The organism is Streptomyces changchenzhani (assembly GCF_039766235.1).
Taxonomy (GTDB): domain Bacteria; phylum Actinomycetota; class Actinomycetes; order Streptomycetales; family Streptomycetaceae; genus Streptomyces.
In genome coordinates this window covers 80,405-95,166 of the sequence record NZ_JBDHNH010000003.1, presented here as the reverse complement: position 1 = coordinate 95,166, position 14,762 = coordinate 80,405, and the positions used below count along the sequence as shown (strand labels likewise).

The following is a 14,762-nucleotide window of genomic DNA, read 5'->3' as shown; positions in this document are numbered from 1 at the left end:
CGTGAGGCGGGCTTGTGGGTGCGAGGCGTTCTCGGAGGTCGGTCCCGGGCGCTCCCGCAGCGCCCGGGACCTGGGCGGGCTGCCGCTCCCACCGCGGCGACCAGGTCACCGTATTACACGTGTAACACACTAAACCACGGGTTGGTTGTAGCTGCGCGCACGATGGGCAGGCGCGGTTCTACGGTCGGTCACGCAACCTGCCGTGCAGACGGCGCGAGTGCCCTGCCAAATCTCCCACCGCGGTCACCACCGAGTCGAAGCGCATGGTTTGGCGCGCGTCTGCGTCGTACCGCTCCCAGGTCGGCAGGTCCGGGTGGTTGGGGTCTCCGGTGCGAACGAACGCGATCCACGACTCGTGCATGCTGTGGGCCAGCCCGCCACGGACCGCGGGATCAAGCCCTTCGAGGAAGGGGGCGTGCGTCCAATTGTCGAAGTTGCTGAAAACGAAGGGCAGTTCCAGGCAGTGCGCTGCGGCAAGCCTGCCGCTGTGCGCCGGCGTCGGCAGGTCGAACTGGTACGCCCACACCGGCCTCCCCATGCCCGCCCGGGCCTCGGCCAGCTCCAAGCAGGGGACACGGAACAGCTCATCAGTAATCAGATCCATGAGCACGTCCACAGGACGGGCGCCGGGGCGGGTCCGTGCGTACGAGTCGTACACCTCGGCGGCATCGTCCTCACCGAACGTCTCCGCGATCCTGGCGATCACTTGGTGTCGCGTCGCCGCGTCGTACCCCCCGTCCAGGGCGAACCCGAAGTTGGCCTCCTCCCGGGTCCAGCCGATCATCACGTCGATGTCGCCGGCTTCGCCATGGAGCAGCGTGTCGGCCGGATGCTCGAGCAGCGTCACCCCATCGCGCACGGGAAGGAACGGGGTCGGCCAATACCCCCATCGCATCGTGTGCGCGAACAGTCCGCCGGCCGCCTCGATGAGCTTCGGCCAGGGCAGCTCTCTGAGTTCCGCAGCGTCCTTGACGCCTGCGATCTCCAGATAGGCATCGGTTCGCTCCAGGTATTCGGCCGGAGTGGGGATGCGCAGCCCGAGCGGCGGGCTCTGCAGGATGACGCGCTGGAACAGGCCCTGGGCTTCGGGGTGCCCCGCCAGTGCGGCAGTCGATATCGCGCCGCCCGACTGGCCGGCCACGGTGATGGCGCCGGGGTCCCCGCCGAAGCGCTCGATGTTGTCACGCACCCACCGCAGAGCGGCCAACTGGTCGGTGAGCCAGAAGTTTCCGACCTCCGATTCCTCCCCCTCGCCGCCGAAGTGCAGGTATCCGAGAGGACCCAGGCGGTAGTTGATGCTCACCACGACAAGGTCGCCGTCGCGGGCGAACGCCTCCCCCGAGTAGTTGGGCAGCGACCCAGAGCCCGATACGAAGCCTCCCCCATGAATCCAGACGAGCACCGGACGGCGCCCGTCATCCACAGCGGGTGTCCACACGTTGAGAGTCAGGCAGTCGTCGCCGAACGGTGGCGAGCCGTGGCCGCCCATCACGGGGTCGCCCCCTTCCATGAACATCTGCGGCGCGCTGGGACCGAAGGCGGTGGCGTCCCGCGTGCCGCTCCAGCCCGGGTGCGGCTGCGCCGGGCGCCATCTGAGAGCCCCGACCGGGGGTGCTGCGTACGGCACTCCCTTGAAGACGGCGACTCCTCCGTCGACGGCGCCTTGCAGCCGTCCTGCCGACAGGTCGGCCACGGGCGGAATCCGGTCTTGAGAGACAGCCATGAATTTTCCTTCCTCACTTGCCGCCGTTTCGCGCACCGGCTCGGTGCGTGACAACGCCGCGGCTACGACTGGTCGTGGATGCGGACCTCGCAACGGGGGCGGGGTCGGCGACAACTGCAAGTGTGTAGCATTTGCGACGTCCGTCAATATCTCGCGATGCGTGATGCGCTGCCGCCCGCAGTCGGCAGCTACCACAAGCGATCGGCTGCAGCCCGCACGGCCTCCCGCTCCAGCAGGGGTGCAAACGCCCGCCACAGCAGCAGGAAGGTTCCTGCGCCGGCCATGGCTCCGGCGACCGTGTCACTGAGCCACTGGGCGTGCAGCCAGGTACGGCTGCACATCATGGCGGCGACGTACACGCCCCCGAACACCCACCACCAGCGTCGTACATTCCGATGGAAGATCACCACTGCGACCACCATCACGAGCGCTACGGCAGTAAATACCTGACCAGAGGGGTACGACCCGTCATTGACCAGGACCAAGGGATGCGGTGGCCTCGGCCGGTCGACAACGGACTTGAGCGGAAGGACGATAAGCACGTTCGAGACGACGCAGGCCACGAACATGAACAGCCCCGACCTCCACCGGCCGTAGACGCACAGGCACCCGATCAGCGCGAGGGGGAAGACCAGCCCCAATGGGCCGCCCAGGCGGTCGAGGATGCCGGCGAAGTCCGTGGCCACCTCGTTTCGAGGACCCGCCGTCCAGCGAGCCCAGCGGTCGTCGAGATTCTGAACCGGTGACGCCCCTCCGCCTCGGAGTACGAGGCCGATTGCCAGGGCTCCCAGCAGGAGCACCGCTCCGGCCGCAAGCACACCTCGAGGTGGGGTGGCGGGAAGTTGGCGCCCAGGAGGCTTGGGGGGGCTTGGGGGCGGGTCGATCGGTGGGGACGAATTGAGCACGATACGCCTTTCACGGTCCCCTGCCCGAGCATCAGGCGCAGGGAGTATGGCGAGGGACAAGCTCCCGCACGTGCCGCCCCCGACAGAGCGACGAACGGCGCTGCGGAAGTGGCATCACTGCGGGGAGCACGGCACAGGGGCCCCTTGTGGGGGCGGTGCACGGCGCGAACAGGCAGGCGGCAGCAGGGAGCGGTACCTGAGCGCGGCACAGTGCGATACGCGCAACGCGGGCGGGTCACATCGCCCGAGCGATACAGGCAGTAGCGCAGCAGTACCCGGGAGTATTGCGCCTACTTGGCTGTCGCCACAAGTGCAATATATTTTTCGGCCCAACGCAGTCCGCCCCGCAGCCGTGGCCACGCACCGGCCGGGAGCCAGGAAGTCCCTTACGCCAGAAGCTTCGATGGCGCCTGCACGCGCTTCCGTCGGCCCCGCACCCCTGGGCCCCCTCCCTTCGATTTCTCGAAACCAGCCCTAGCGGACCACCGGGGGCGAGTGCTAAACAGTGAACACCGCGTATTAACACGTGTAACTCTCACGTTGCAGGGTTTGTCCGCCGAGCGCCTCTCGCTTACTGCGGCCCCTCCACTCCCTCTCTGCTCCCTCCCCCGAGGAGTCGACATGTCTGTCCACATCCGCCGTAGTACGGCGTGTACACACCGGCGGCCGTCATGACCACGAACGAACTGATCGACCCCCGCTCACACGCGGTGCCAAAAGTGCCCCGGCAGCGCGGTCTGCTGATGCTGCTCCTGGTGGCCAACGCGTCCATGCTGGCCGTGTACATGGGTGTCGGCTCCGTGCTGCTCCCTCTGCAGATCGCAGCCATAGACCCGGCGAACAAGGTCGCCATTCTGGGCCTGGTGGGTGGGATCAGCGCGGTCTTCGCGACCGCGTTCAACCCGATCGCCGGCGCGTTGTCCGACCGGACCGGCCGCCGCAACCCGTGGATTCTGGGGGGCGCCCTCGCCTCGCTGGCCGGCCTGGCGTTTCTCAGCACAGCGCAGACGGCGCTGCTCGTCGGCATCGGCTGGTGCCTGGTCCAGGCGACCATGAACGTCTACCAGGCCGCGGTCACCGCGGTGGTGCCCGACCGGATACCCCCATCCCGGCGCGGAACCGCGTCGGCCCTGGTGGGGTTGGCGCTCCCGATCGGCGGGACCGTCGGCGTGCTCATCGCTTCCCAGACCTCAGGTCATCCGGGAACCGGCTATCTCGTCTTCGGCGCCCTGATCGCCGGTGCGGCCGTCCTGCTGACGAGCTTCTGCCGCGATGTTCCCCGCTCGGCACCCGCACCCTCCGTGCCACGACGCGAGCGCCTCGCCGCGTTCCTGTCGGCCTTGTCCCATCACGACTTCCGGTGGGCGTTCATCGGCCGGGCGCTGATGGTGCTCGGATACTTCTCCGTCATCGGATACCAGCTCTACATCCTCGACGACCACATCGCGCTCCCGGGCGGGATGCAGCCGGCCGCGGCCATGGCGATCCTCACCCCGGTGTCGATGGTTGCCATGGCGGTCTCCACGGTGGCCGGCGGCGTGCTTTCCGACCGCCTGGACCGGCGCAAGGTGTTCGTCGGCGCCTCGGCCGCGCTCGCCGGTCTGGTCACGGTGATCCCTGTCGTCAGTCCCACCTGGACCGGGATGCTCGTCTTCAGCGCGCTCAACGGGCTGGCCTTCGGGTGCTTCATGGCGGTCGACACCGCTGTGGTGACGCTCGTCCTGCCCAGCGCCAAGGACGCCGCCCGCGACATGGGCGTACTCAACATCGCCAATGCCGGACCGCAGATCATCGCCCCCTTCGTCGCCTCCGCGGTCGTCACCGTTCTGGGTGGCTACACCGGGCTGTTCCTGGTGGGCGGTGCCCTGTCCCTGCTCGGCGCGCTGGCGATCCTCCCAATCCGCGGCGTGCGCTGAGCGATCCCTTGGCCGCGCTCGTTGAGCGCGGCAGGCCGCTTTACTCCGGCGGGCACTCGTCGAGGGTCGAGCGCCCGCCGGTCCCACACATCTCCCTCACTCCTCGGAGGAGCACATCGTGAGACGCAAGCGAGTTCTGCCGCTGGCCGCCCTGCTGCTGTGTACGCCCGCTCTTGCCGGCACGGCACCGGCGGCCGCCTCGCCGCAGACCGCGCCCACCGGCCCGCTGCGCATCCTGCTCACCAATGACGACGGCTACAGCGCCCCCGGCATCCGTACGGCGTTCCAGCGCCTGACTGCCGCCGGGCACGACGTCACCATCGTCGCCCCGCTGACCAACCAGAGCGGCACCGGTACGAAGATACTCAGCGGCCCCAGCGTTACGGTCAAACACCTTGAGCCGAAGGTGTGGGCCGTGGACGGCACACCCGGCGACTCGGTGCTCTTCGGCCTCTCCGAGGTCTTCGAAGGCCGTGCACCCGACCTCGTAGTCTCCGGCACCAACTTCGGCCCGAACGTCGCCAGCCTGGCGAATCACTCCGGTACGGTCGGCGGCGCAGTCGCCGCCCTCGAGTCCGGCGTACCTGCCATCGCGCTGAGTACCGGCGGCATGGGCGTTCCCGACCCGGTCGCCACCGTCAATGCCATGCGACCGACGGTCGACTTCACCGTCAAGCTCATCAAGCAGCTGCAGTCCCGGTCGAAGTCCGGGCCGCTGCTGCCCAAGGGCGTCGGCTTGAACATCAACCACCCCGTCGTCGGCACGGACGGCACCGGAACCGCCGCCGGGGTTGCCACAACGTTCCAGGACCCCCAGACGCCCCTGAAGCCGGACTTCATCGACTCCGGCGACGGAACGTGGAAGGTGGATGTGAAGTTTGCACCGCAGCCCGCCGCCAAGGGCGGGGACGTCGAGGCCGTGAGCGCCGACAAGATCGCCGTCAGCCCCATGGCCGCCAACTGGAACACCGGGCCCGCGGGCTTCGCCAGGACCAGCATTCTCCTCGCCGGGATCCGCCCATAGCGCCGACCCGGCATCCGTGCGCGTAACGGGCACACAGGCCGAAGCGCACAGGCGGATGGGGGCGGAGCACGAGTGCGCTCCGCCCCCACTTTCCCTTGGCTGCGTGCCTCGGCAACCGCCCACGAATCGAAGCAGCTCGACCAGGCAAGGATCCGGCGGATTCACCGACGGCTCAAGGAATTCCAGGAGGAAGAATGAGAAAGCTTTCCCTTTCGCGGGTATCCGCGGGTCTCGCCTGGTTACTTGCTCTGGTGGCGCTGCTCGTGCCGGTGGCGCCTGCCTCGGCGGCTCCGTCCGAGAGGTCGCAGACCAGCCCCCTCGTCACGATCGCCCAAGGCGGTCTACGGGGCCAGAGCCGGGGGCAGGCCCAAGAGTTCCTCGGCATCCCCTATGCGGCGCCTCCCGTGGGGGACTTGCGTTTCCGTCCGTCACAGACACCCAAGCGATGGAGCGAGGTTCGCGACGCCACGCGCCAGGCACCAGCATGTCTGCAGTTCTCGCCGTTCGGCCTCCGCGACCCTCAAGCGGCAAGTGAGGACTGCCTCTACCTCGACGTGTACCGCCCACGGGGGGCCCATGCCGGAACGAGGCTTCCGGTTGTCTTCTGGATGCACGGCGGAGCGTACAGCCAGGGCACAGGAACCCAATTCGGCGGCCGCACCATGGCCGAATCGACGAACACCATCGTCGTCACGATCAACTACCGCCTGGGCCAGCTCGGCTACCTGACCCTGCCCGAGCTGACCACCGACAACGCGCTGCGCTCAGGGTCGTGGGGGCTGATGGACCAGATCGCGGCGCTTAAGTGGACACGGCAGAACATCGCAGCGTTCGGTGGAAATCCCGGCAACGTCACCATCTCCGGGCAGTCCGCCGGCAGCGGCTCGGTGTGCGCCATGCTCGCCTCACCACGCGCTGCCGGAATGTTCAGCCGGGCCATCCTGCAGAGCGGGCCCTGCACGCTGCTGCGATCGCCCGATCGAGCCCGGGCGGAGAGAGAAAGTCGCGCTTTCGCCGCGCAGGCAGGCTGCCCCGGCGCCGAGGCAATCGCCGCGTGCCTGCGTGCCGCAAGCGGATCCGATCTCGTGGGCGCCGCCCGTACGCTCCCCACGTCCGGACCCGCGGTCGGCGACCGGCTGCTTCCTGTGCAGCCCTCCCAGGCGCTCGAATCCGGTGAGTGGAACAAGGTACCGATACTGATCGGCAGCACCCGGGCCGAAGGAAGGATGTTCGTCGCCGCAACCCAGCCGTATCTGACTGCGCAGCAGTACACCGCCCAGCTCAAGTCGAGCTACGGAGCTGCGGCAGACCGGGTTCTGGAACGCTACCCGCTCTCGGACTACGACTCCCCGTACCTCGCGCTCTCGGCCGTACTCACCGATTCGACCTTTGCCTGCCATACATACGGGTCGGCCCAGGTGCTCTCCCGCCAGGTACCCACCTACGCCTACGAGTTCGACGACCCCGCCTCGCCCACGTTGTACGGGGCTCGGGTGCCCGGACTCGACCAGTCGAACGCCCACAGTGCCGAACTGGCCTACCTGCACGACTTCACCATGGGTGACAGGCCGCTGACTCCGGCGCAGGCTGCTCTGGCAAACCGGATGAAGCGCTACTGGGCGGCGTTCGCGCGCTACGGCACCCCTGTGGTGGCCGGCCAGACACCCTGGGCGCCCACGAGCAGGCAGCACACGGTGCTCACGCTCAATCCCAAGGCGGACGCACCGTCCACCACCTTCGCCGCAGACCGCCAGTGCTCGTTCTGGAAGGGCTTGCCCTCCCCACTCGCGCAGAACTCCTGACGTATCTCAGACGGGGCGGAGACACCTCCACCCCGTCCCAGCCCCTGCGTTTCCGGACGCACACAGGTCCCATTCCTTCAACAAGGCAGACCCGGTGCCGCTCACTCGACGTCCCCACGGTCCAGCATCGGTACCCAGTGCAGACATTGACTCGAACCCAGGAGTGCAGATGCCGCCGACGCCCGAGCCAATGCCCCTGCCGTTCACGTGGCACGATCAGCAGGCTCGCGGCGATCTGGCCCTTCATAACATGGAGCGGTCGTACGTCCTCCACACTCCGAAGACGCAGAGGACCAGCACCCGCGACCAGCATCAACAACAAGGTGACGACCCATCAGAATGAGCGTCATTTCAGCGTCAAGATATCGCCCGTAACGCCCGCATCGCACATAATGCGCATCGTCAAAACCGCAGGTCAGGCATCCTTCTTGATCGGCTCAAGGATCACAACGCACTCCACGTGATGCGTAATCGGAACCACATCGGCGACGCTGGGCTGCAGCTGCTTGTCATCCCCTGACAGCCGTCGGCAGCGGCAGAGGCATGAGCTCCCTTGCAGGAAACGGCCTCCACCCTCGGCACGGCAGGCCGTCCACCGCCCGTCGCAGCCATGCACCTCGCCGCAAAGCGGCAGCTCCCATTCCGTGACCCAATTGCCACACTGGCGAACTCAGCAACCGATCCACGAGGGCTCTGGCGGCATCTCGCACCACGTCACGCCAGAACGTCACCGGATCTGTGCACAGCCTTCGACGCGTCGCTTCCCGATTGGGTCACACCTCTTCGATACTGGACGCCTGCATCTCGAGAACGATAGGACCCGAACGCTACTGACGGTGCGTCAGGAAAGTCAGCATTGGGTCAGCATCAGCCCCGCCGGACACCGCCCAAGGCCGCCACCGACCGCCAAGGCCGAGAATCCCTAAAGAACCGCTGACCAGGCAAAACCCTGCTCAAGGGCCTGCCTGGTAATCTTCCCAGGAGGAACCGTTGAGGATGCTCATCAATGTGCCGGAGACCGTCGTCGACGACGCCCTGCGCGGCATGGCCGCCGCCCACCCGGCGCTCAGGGTCGACGTGGAGAAAAGAGTGATCGTACGGCGTGACGCGCCCGTCAACGGAAACGTCGGCCTCGTCTCGGGTGGCGGCAGCGGGCATGAGCCGCTGCACGGCGGGTTCGTCGGGCCCGGCATGCTGTCCGCCGCCTGTCCCGGTGAGGTGTTCACCTCTCCCGTCCCCGACCAGATGGTCCGGGCCGCGGCCGCGGTCGACAGTGGCAAGGGGGTGCTGTTCGTCGTCAAGAACTACACGGGCGACGTACTCAACTTCGAGATGGCCGCCGAGCTGGCCGAGGACGAGGGCATCCAGATCGCCAAGGTTCTCGTCAATGACGACGTGGCGGTGACCGACAGCCTGTTCACGGCGGGCCGGCGCGGCACAGGTGCGACGCTCTTCGTCGAGAAGCTGGCGGGCGCCGCGGCCGAGGAGGGTGCCTCGCTGGAGCGGGTGGAGGCCGTCGCGCGGCAGGTGAACGACTCGTCGCGGAGTTTCGGAGTGGCTCTCAGCGCCGTCACCACGCCCGCCAAGGGCTCACCGACCTTTGATCTGCCGCCGGGTGAGCTGGAGTTGGGCATCGGTATCCACGGGGAGCCGGGGCGTGAGCGACGGGCGATGATGACCTCGCGGGAGATCGCCGACTTCGCGGTCGACGCCGTCCTGGAGGACCTGCGGCCCACCGGGCCCGTGATCGCACTCGTCAACGGAATGGGCGCCACGCCGCTGCTGGAGCTGTACGGCTTCAATGCGGAGGTGCAGCGGGTGCTGTCCGAGCGGGGCGTCTCCGTGGCCCGTACGCTCGTCGGGAACTACGTCACCTCGCTCGACATGGCCGGCTGCTCGGTGACGCTGTGCCAGATCGACGAGGAACTGCTGCGCCTGTGGGACGCGCCGGTCGAGACCGCCGCGCTCCGCTGGGGCCGCTGAGCCGTACGGACCGTACGAAGGAGATTCTGTGCCCGACGGAGATTCTGTGCTCGACGCCCCATTCTTCCGCGCCTGGATGACAGCCATAGCGGCCGCCGTGGAACGTGAGGCCTCGCACCTCACCGACCTCGACTCGGCCATCGGTGACGCCGACCACGGCAGCAATCTCCAGCGCGGCTTCCGCGCCGTGGTTGCGGCGCTGGAGAAGGAGCCACCGGTCACGCCCGGCGCCGTACTCGCCCTGTCGGGGCGGCAGTTGATCTCGACCGTGGGCGGGGCCTCCGGGCCGCTGTACGGGACGCTGCTGCGGCGCACGGGCAAGGCGCTCGGCGAAGCGGAGCAAGTCACACGGCAGGAGCTGGGGCAGGCGCTGCGCGCGGGCGTGGACGCCGTGGCGCAGCTCGGTGGGGCCAAGCCCGGGGACAAGACGATGCTCGACACGCTGGTCCCTGCCGCCGACGCGCTCGGCGAGTCCTTCGCGGCCGCGCGGGCCGCGGCGGACGAGGGTGCGCTGGCGACCGTACCGTTGCAGGCGCGCAAGGGCCGGGCGAGCTATCTCGGTGAGCGGAGCATCGGGCATCAGGACCCCGGGGCGACGTCGGCGGCCCTGCTGATCGACACCCTCGCCGATGTGGCCGGGGACACCGCGTGAGCGGGGACAAGCAGGTCGGGATCGTGCTCGTCTCGCACAGCGCGTCGGTCGCCACCGCCGTCGCCGAGCTGGCGAAGGGGCTGGCGGGCGGTGGAACGCTCGCACCGGTGGCCGCTGCGGGCGGCCTGCCGGACGGCGGCCTCGGCACCAGCTCGGAGCTGATCGCCCAGGCGGCCGCGTCGGTGGACGGCGGCGCGGGAGTCGCGGTGCTCGTCGATCTGGGCAGCGCGGTGCTCACGGTGAAAGCGCTGCTGGCCGAGGGCGACGAACTGCCGGACGGGACCAGGCTGGTGGACGCACCGTTCGTGGAGGGCGCGGTGGCGGCAGTGGTCACGGCGTCGGCCGGAGCGGATCTGGACGCGGTGGAAGCGGCGGCCAAGGAGGCGTACGAGTACCGCAAGGTGTGACCGTTCGCCGAAATGTGAGTCGTACGCAAGTGGCCCCGCGTCCACCGGCGCGGGGCCACTCCCGTTATGCCGCTCTTTCCCGCATGGCCGTACCCGCCACAGCGATCCGGATCTCCGACCGCCGCGTGGTGCCGTTGACCGTCACCGCGAGGGTGACGGTTCCGGGGCGCAGCGCGGTGAGCCTGCCGGTGGCCGGGTCGTAGGACGCCGCGTGACGGCGGCCGGCGTCGTCCTGGTCGCCGATGTGCAGGTTCGGCGAGCCGGTCCAGTCCGCGCTCACCGGGAACGCGACCGGGACCAGGCGGGCGGCGCCCTGTGTGACGGTCGCCGCCACGGGCGCACTGCGTCCCGGGGCCAGCTCCGTCGGGGCGTCGAGCGTGAGCGCGTCCACGTGTGCGCGGGTCTGTACGGACACCCAGTCGGGGCCGCCCTGCCAGGGCCGCAGCCGCGCCGCGGTCTGTTCGGTGCGCGAGACCTTGTCGACGCCGACCAGTGACCAGCCGGTGAAGCCGCCCTCGTTCGCCGGGCCCGCCGGTGACTTGCCGGAGTTTCCGTTGATCAGGTACGGCACGCCGTCCACGTGGGAGGCGTGGAAGACCCCGACGTGGCTGCCGATGAAGCCCGCTCCCTTGCCGGTCGTACGGCGGAATCCGGTGAGCCACTGTTCGATCAGCGCGGCCTCCTTGCGGTCACCGAGCCGGCTGCCCTTCTGCGGGGTCGGGTCGCGCGGCGGGACATGCTCGATGACCATGACCGAGCCAATGGCGGGGTCCTCGGCCGCCGACTCCAGTTGGCCGCGCAGCTGCTGGATCTGGGCGAAGCCCCCGCCGCGCAGGCTCAGGCTGGAGGTGTCGAGCGTGATGAAGCGGGTGCCCGCGTGGTCGAACGTGCGCTGCGCCGGGCCGAATTGGGCGACGAAGTTGTCGATCCTGCCGCCCATCACCTCGTGGTTGCCCGGCACGTAGTACCAGGGCAGGGCGTCCCCCAGCTCCTCCGTCAGGATGCGGCGGGCAAAGGCGAGGTCCGCGGGTGATCCCTCGTCGACGAGGTCACCGTTGATGACGAGGAAGTCCGGTTTCGCCGCCCTAATCTCGCGCAGGGTACGGCGTGCCTGCGCGACGATGGCGCTGTTCGGGTCGCGGGCGACGAACTGGGCGTCGGACATCACCGCGAACTGCCAGTCCCTGGCGTCGGTTTGCGCCGCGGTGTCGATCAACGGATCGCGGGGCTTCGGCTGTTCCGGGAGTTCGACGGTGGGTGGCACCTGTGCGGTCAGGTCGTCGATGACGATGGCGCCGGTGTACTGCTGGGTGGCGGCGGTCTCCGCCAGGTAGAACCGGTGCACCTTGAGCGGCATCGCCGCTCCCGGCGGGACCGCGAAGGTCACCTGGCGCCAGTCGGTCCAGGTGATGAACGGCCCGCGCAGCAACTGGTCGGAGCCCGCGGCGTCCTTGAGGTGCAGGGTCGGCCAGGCGCCCTTGCCATCACCCTTGATCCACATTTTGAAGGACTGCGGCTGGCCCTCGATCACGATGGGCCGGGGCGGGTTGGCATAGGCGGCGCGCGTCGCCGTCGACTGGGTGAAGTCGTAGCCGAGTTTCAGCCCGGTGCCGGTGTGTCCTTCGGGTGTCGCGGTGACCGTCCCGCTCGCGCGGGACTGGCTGAACGTCCAGGAAGCCGCGTCGTCGAAGGCGGACACGGCCTGTTCGGCGAGGCCGACGCTGACCGCCAGCGCCGTGGTGACGCCACCGGCCGTGGCCTTGATCTGTCCGGCGCCGCCGCCGGTGCGCGATGTGACGGTGAAGGAGCCCCGGCCGTCGTCCCGGATGTCGAAGAGCGCGCGGTCGTAGTCGAGCGTCACGTCGCGCGGCTCGACGGGGGCGCTGGTGCCGTGGGCGTCGAGCCCGACGATGCCGAACGTCCCGCTCGCCGCCGCGTCCGCGAGGCCGACGCGCCGGGTGGTCGGTTCGATCCGGGCGAGGTCGTCGAGCACGGTCAGCCGGATGCTGCCGCGGGCGGGGCCGCGCAGCGCGCGTACGTCCGTGGTGCCGCTGCGGCGCGCCGTGAACAGCCCGCGCGTGTCGACCCGGCCGACCGGGGTACGTACGGCCTGCCAGTGCGGGGTGCCTGCGGCCGGGCCGTAGGTCTCGTCGTGCCCCGCCGCGGTGAGCTGCCGGGTCAGGCCGGGGAAGACCCGCTCGGGGTGACCGCCCTTGACGGGGTCGACGGTCGGGGCGGAACCGGCCGGGGTGCGGGTCTCGACCCAGAAGCCGCGCAGCCGGCCGGTGCCGTCGGGCGCGGTCAGGGCCAGGCCGTTGGGGACGGTGCGTTCGCTGCCGTCGGAAGGGCTGTTCTCCAGCTGGAGCGCGTCGTTGCCCGGCTCGCGGGCGACGAGGGTCGAGGAGCCGCCGCCGTCGAGATTCAGCGCGCTGTGCGCCCCGGCGCGCTTCATCATGACGCCGAGTTCGGTGAGGGTGACACCGCCGCTGTCGGCCTGCCGACCGTCGACGGTCATCACCTGCATGGCGCGGCCGTCCTTGGAGAAGCCGACGGCGGTGCGGGGCGCGGCGGTGTTGTTGCCCTGGCCGTCGTGGTTCTGCGCGACGCCGTCGACGACGAGCAGTTCGCGTCCGCCGACCGCGGTGCGCGGCACGGGTCCGCTGTTGGTGCGCGGCCGGTATTCCGTGGTCACCGGGTCGCCGGGCCTGAGCGCGCGGAGCACCGCGGCCCCGGCCTCACGGCCGACGAGGACGGTGGTGCCTGCGGGGACGGGTCCCGTGCCGGGCTTATCCGCCACCGAGACGACCTTGCCGTCTCGTACGGCGGCCTCGGCGACCGGGGTCGCGTCGTCCACGGTCAGTGCGCGATCGGCTTCTCCCCACCCCGAGGTGTACGCCCCCACTCCCCCGGCCGGAACATTCGCCGCGTTGTAGGCGGCCAGGGGGTGGGTGCCGGTCGGGACGGTGAGCGTGCCGTCGAAGTACAGCTCCAGGACGCGCCCGGCGACCCCAGGTCCGATGCCGACGGCGCGGTTGGCGCTCGCGGACGGGGAGTGCACGAGCTGGCCGTCCTTGATGCCGGGGCCCTGTGGGGCGCCGGTCTGGTTGATGTCGAAGAAGTCGGCGTTGACGGCGGCGACGGTACGACGGCCGGCGCCCGGCCGGTGAGCCGCGGCGAGCTCGGAGACCGTGCGGCGGTCGGCGACCTTCCCGGAGTGCAGATAGTCGGTGCGTACGCCGGCGTTGTCGAGGTCGACGGAGAGCGCGTCGACCCGCAGCCACTTGTCGGATTCGAGCCGGTCGTACGAGCTGAGGCGGACGCCCGGGGAGATCGGGCGGGCGCTGCGCGCAGTCTCGATGCCGTCTCCGTCGACGACGGACCGTGGGCTGCCGGGGGCGGAGCGGGCCGGTGGCGGTGCGACCGGTCTGAGGATCTCGGCGGAGTTTCGGGGGCGGGGATCGGGGGTGGAATCGGCGACGGCGGGTGATACGGCTCCTACCGTCAGCGCGGTCACCGTCGCGAGCAGCACGACGGGCCGGCCCACTCGGCCAAGGTCCACAAGTCCTCCTGGGGGAAAGCTGGTTGGATGCGAAAGGCACTGTCGGCGGACAGCGTCTCTGCGTTCCTACCCACTCACCAGGAGGTGGGGGCAACCTCGCGGCGAACAGTAGGCACCGTAGCCGCTGAGCAGGGATATGAACCGTTACGACGCCCGGTCGGCCGGGTCGGCCCGTCAGGCTGAAGGCCGGTGACGCCGGACGGGCGGCCACGCTGCTGGTGAAGGCCGTCGAGGAGGCGACGTCGTACGCCGGTGAGGCGGCCGTCATCACAAGGACCATGCTGGCCCAGCATCTCGGAGATCCGGGTGGCCGCGCGGGATCTGGAGAGCCTGGTGTTCCTGGTCGCCCCGCACTTGATCATCAGCCAGTTCCCTTCGGCGGCTTGGGCGATGGCGCACAGCGGGGTGGCCGAGGAAGCGGCGCGATTGCTCGGCGCGTACGACCACCACACCTCGATGCCGGAGTGCTTCGGCTTCCACCAGAACCGGCCGGAGGCCGAGGCGGAGATCCGCCGACGGGCCGGGGACGAGGGCCGGGCGGTGCTGGACGAGCGGAGTTACGAGCACGCGTACGCGCGGGCGGCGGCCTCTCCCTCCAGGAGGCCGCCGCGCTGATCTGAACGCAGCACACCGACAGCCCGCCCGACAGCGGCGGGCTGACTGCTCAGGGTGCACATGCCGTGCACATACCACGTGTTCCGGTCCGCGTACCGGCCCGGGGCCCGGCCGCGCGAACGGCGTACGTGGTGCACGATGTTCGGCACCTGTGTCCCCCGACCGACCGGAAGCGG

The 14,762-nt window shown here is 69.5% G+C and carries 10 protein-coding genes; 7 read left to right on the top strand and 3 right to left on the bottom strand.

The features are described 5' to 3' along the window. Window positions 1–178 precede the first annotated feature (178 nt). Both ABCR94_RS11895 and ABCR94_RS11890 read right to left on the bottom strand, forming a co-directional pair. Window positions 179–1,723 carry a carboxylesterase/lipase family protein gene (locus ABCR94_RS11895; RefSeq protein WP_347119222.1) on the bottom strand — a complete coding sequence of 515 codons (1,545 nt, stop codon included), beginning with the start codon at window positions 1,721–1,723 and terminating at the stop codon, window positions 179–181. 188 nt (window positions 1,724–1,911) lie between these two features. Beyond that, complete coding sequence (locus tag ABCR94_RS11890; RefSeq protein WP_347119221.1) at window positions 1,912–2,409, bottom strand: phosphatase PAP2 family protein; 498 nt, start codon at window positions 2,407–2,409, stop codon at window positions 1,912–1,914. Window positions 2,410–3,299: 890 nt separating this feature from the next. Between ABCR94_RS11890 and ABCR94_RS11885 the strand changes: the two genes are divergently transcribed. From ABCR94_RS11885 to ABCR94_RS11860, 6 genes are all read left to right on the top strand, one after another. After that, entirely contained in the window at window positions 3,300–4,544 is a 1,245-nt protein-coding gene (locus tag ABCR94_RS11885; RefSeq protein ID WP_347119220.1) for an MFS transporter, read from the top strand. 118 nt (window positions 4,545–4,662) lie between these two features. After that, window positions 4,663–5,568: a 5'/3'-nucleotidase SurE gene (gene surE, locus ABCR94_RS11880; protein WP_347119219.1), complete on the top strand. Its 906-nt coding sequence runs from the start codon at window positions 4,663–4,665 to the stop codon at window positions 5,566–5,568. A gap of 251 nt (window positions 5,569–5,819) precedes the next feature. Next, window positions 5,820–7,370 (top strand): carboxylesterase/lipase family protein, encoded by a 1,551-nt coding sequence (locus ABCR94_RS11875; RefSeq protein ID WP_347119218.1) that lies wholly within the window; start codon window positions 5,820–5,822, stop codon window positions 7,368–7,370. Window positions 7,371–8,360: 990 nt separating this feature from the next. Next, on the top strand, window positions 8,361–9,353 hold the full coding sequence (gene dhaK, locus ABCR94_RS11870) for a dihydroxyacetone kinase subunit DhaK (protein WP_347119217.1): 993 nt from the start codon (window positions 8,361–8,363) through the stop codon (window positions 9,351–9,353). 46 nt (window positions 9,354–9,399) lie between these two features. Continuing rightward, complete coding sequence (dhaL, locus tag ABCR94_RS11865; RefSeq protein WP_347119623.1) at window positions 9,400–10,005, top strand: dihydroxyacetone kinase subunit DhaL; 606 nt, start codon at window positions 9,400–9,402, stop codon at window positions 10,003–10,005. Next, window positions 10,002–10,412, top strand: a complete 411-nt coding sequence (locus ABCR94_RS11860; RefSeq protein ID WP_347119216.1) for a PTS-dependent dihydroxyacetone kinase phosphotransferase subunit DhaM — start codon at window positions 10,002–10,004, stop codon at window positions 10,410–10,412. The genes dhaL and ABCR94_RS11860 overlap by 4 nt, the downstream gene beginning before the upstream one ends. A gap of 64 nt (window positions 10,413–10,476) precedes the next feature. Here the strand turns inward: ABCR94_RS11860 and ABCR94_RS11855 are convergent, their stop codons facing one another. Beyond that, window positions 10,477–13,971, bottom strand: coding sequence for a phosphodiester glycosidase family protein (locus tag ABCR94_RS11855; protein WP_347119215.1), 3,495 nt, complete (start codon window positions 13,969–13,971; stop codon window positions 10,477–10,479). A 306-nt stretch (window positions 13,972–14,277) separates the two neighbouring features. Here ABCR94_RS11855 and ABCR94_RS11850 point away from each other — a divergent pair, with 306 nt between their 5' ends. Then, window positions 14,278–14,586, top strand: coding sequence for a hypothetical protein (locus tag ABCR94_RS11850; RefSeq protein WP_347119214.1), 309 nt, complete (start codon window positions 14,278–14,280; stop codon window positions 14,584–14,586). Window positions 14,587–14,762 lie beyond the last annotated feature (176 nt).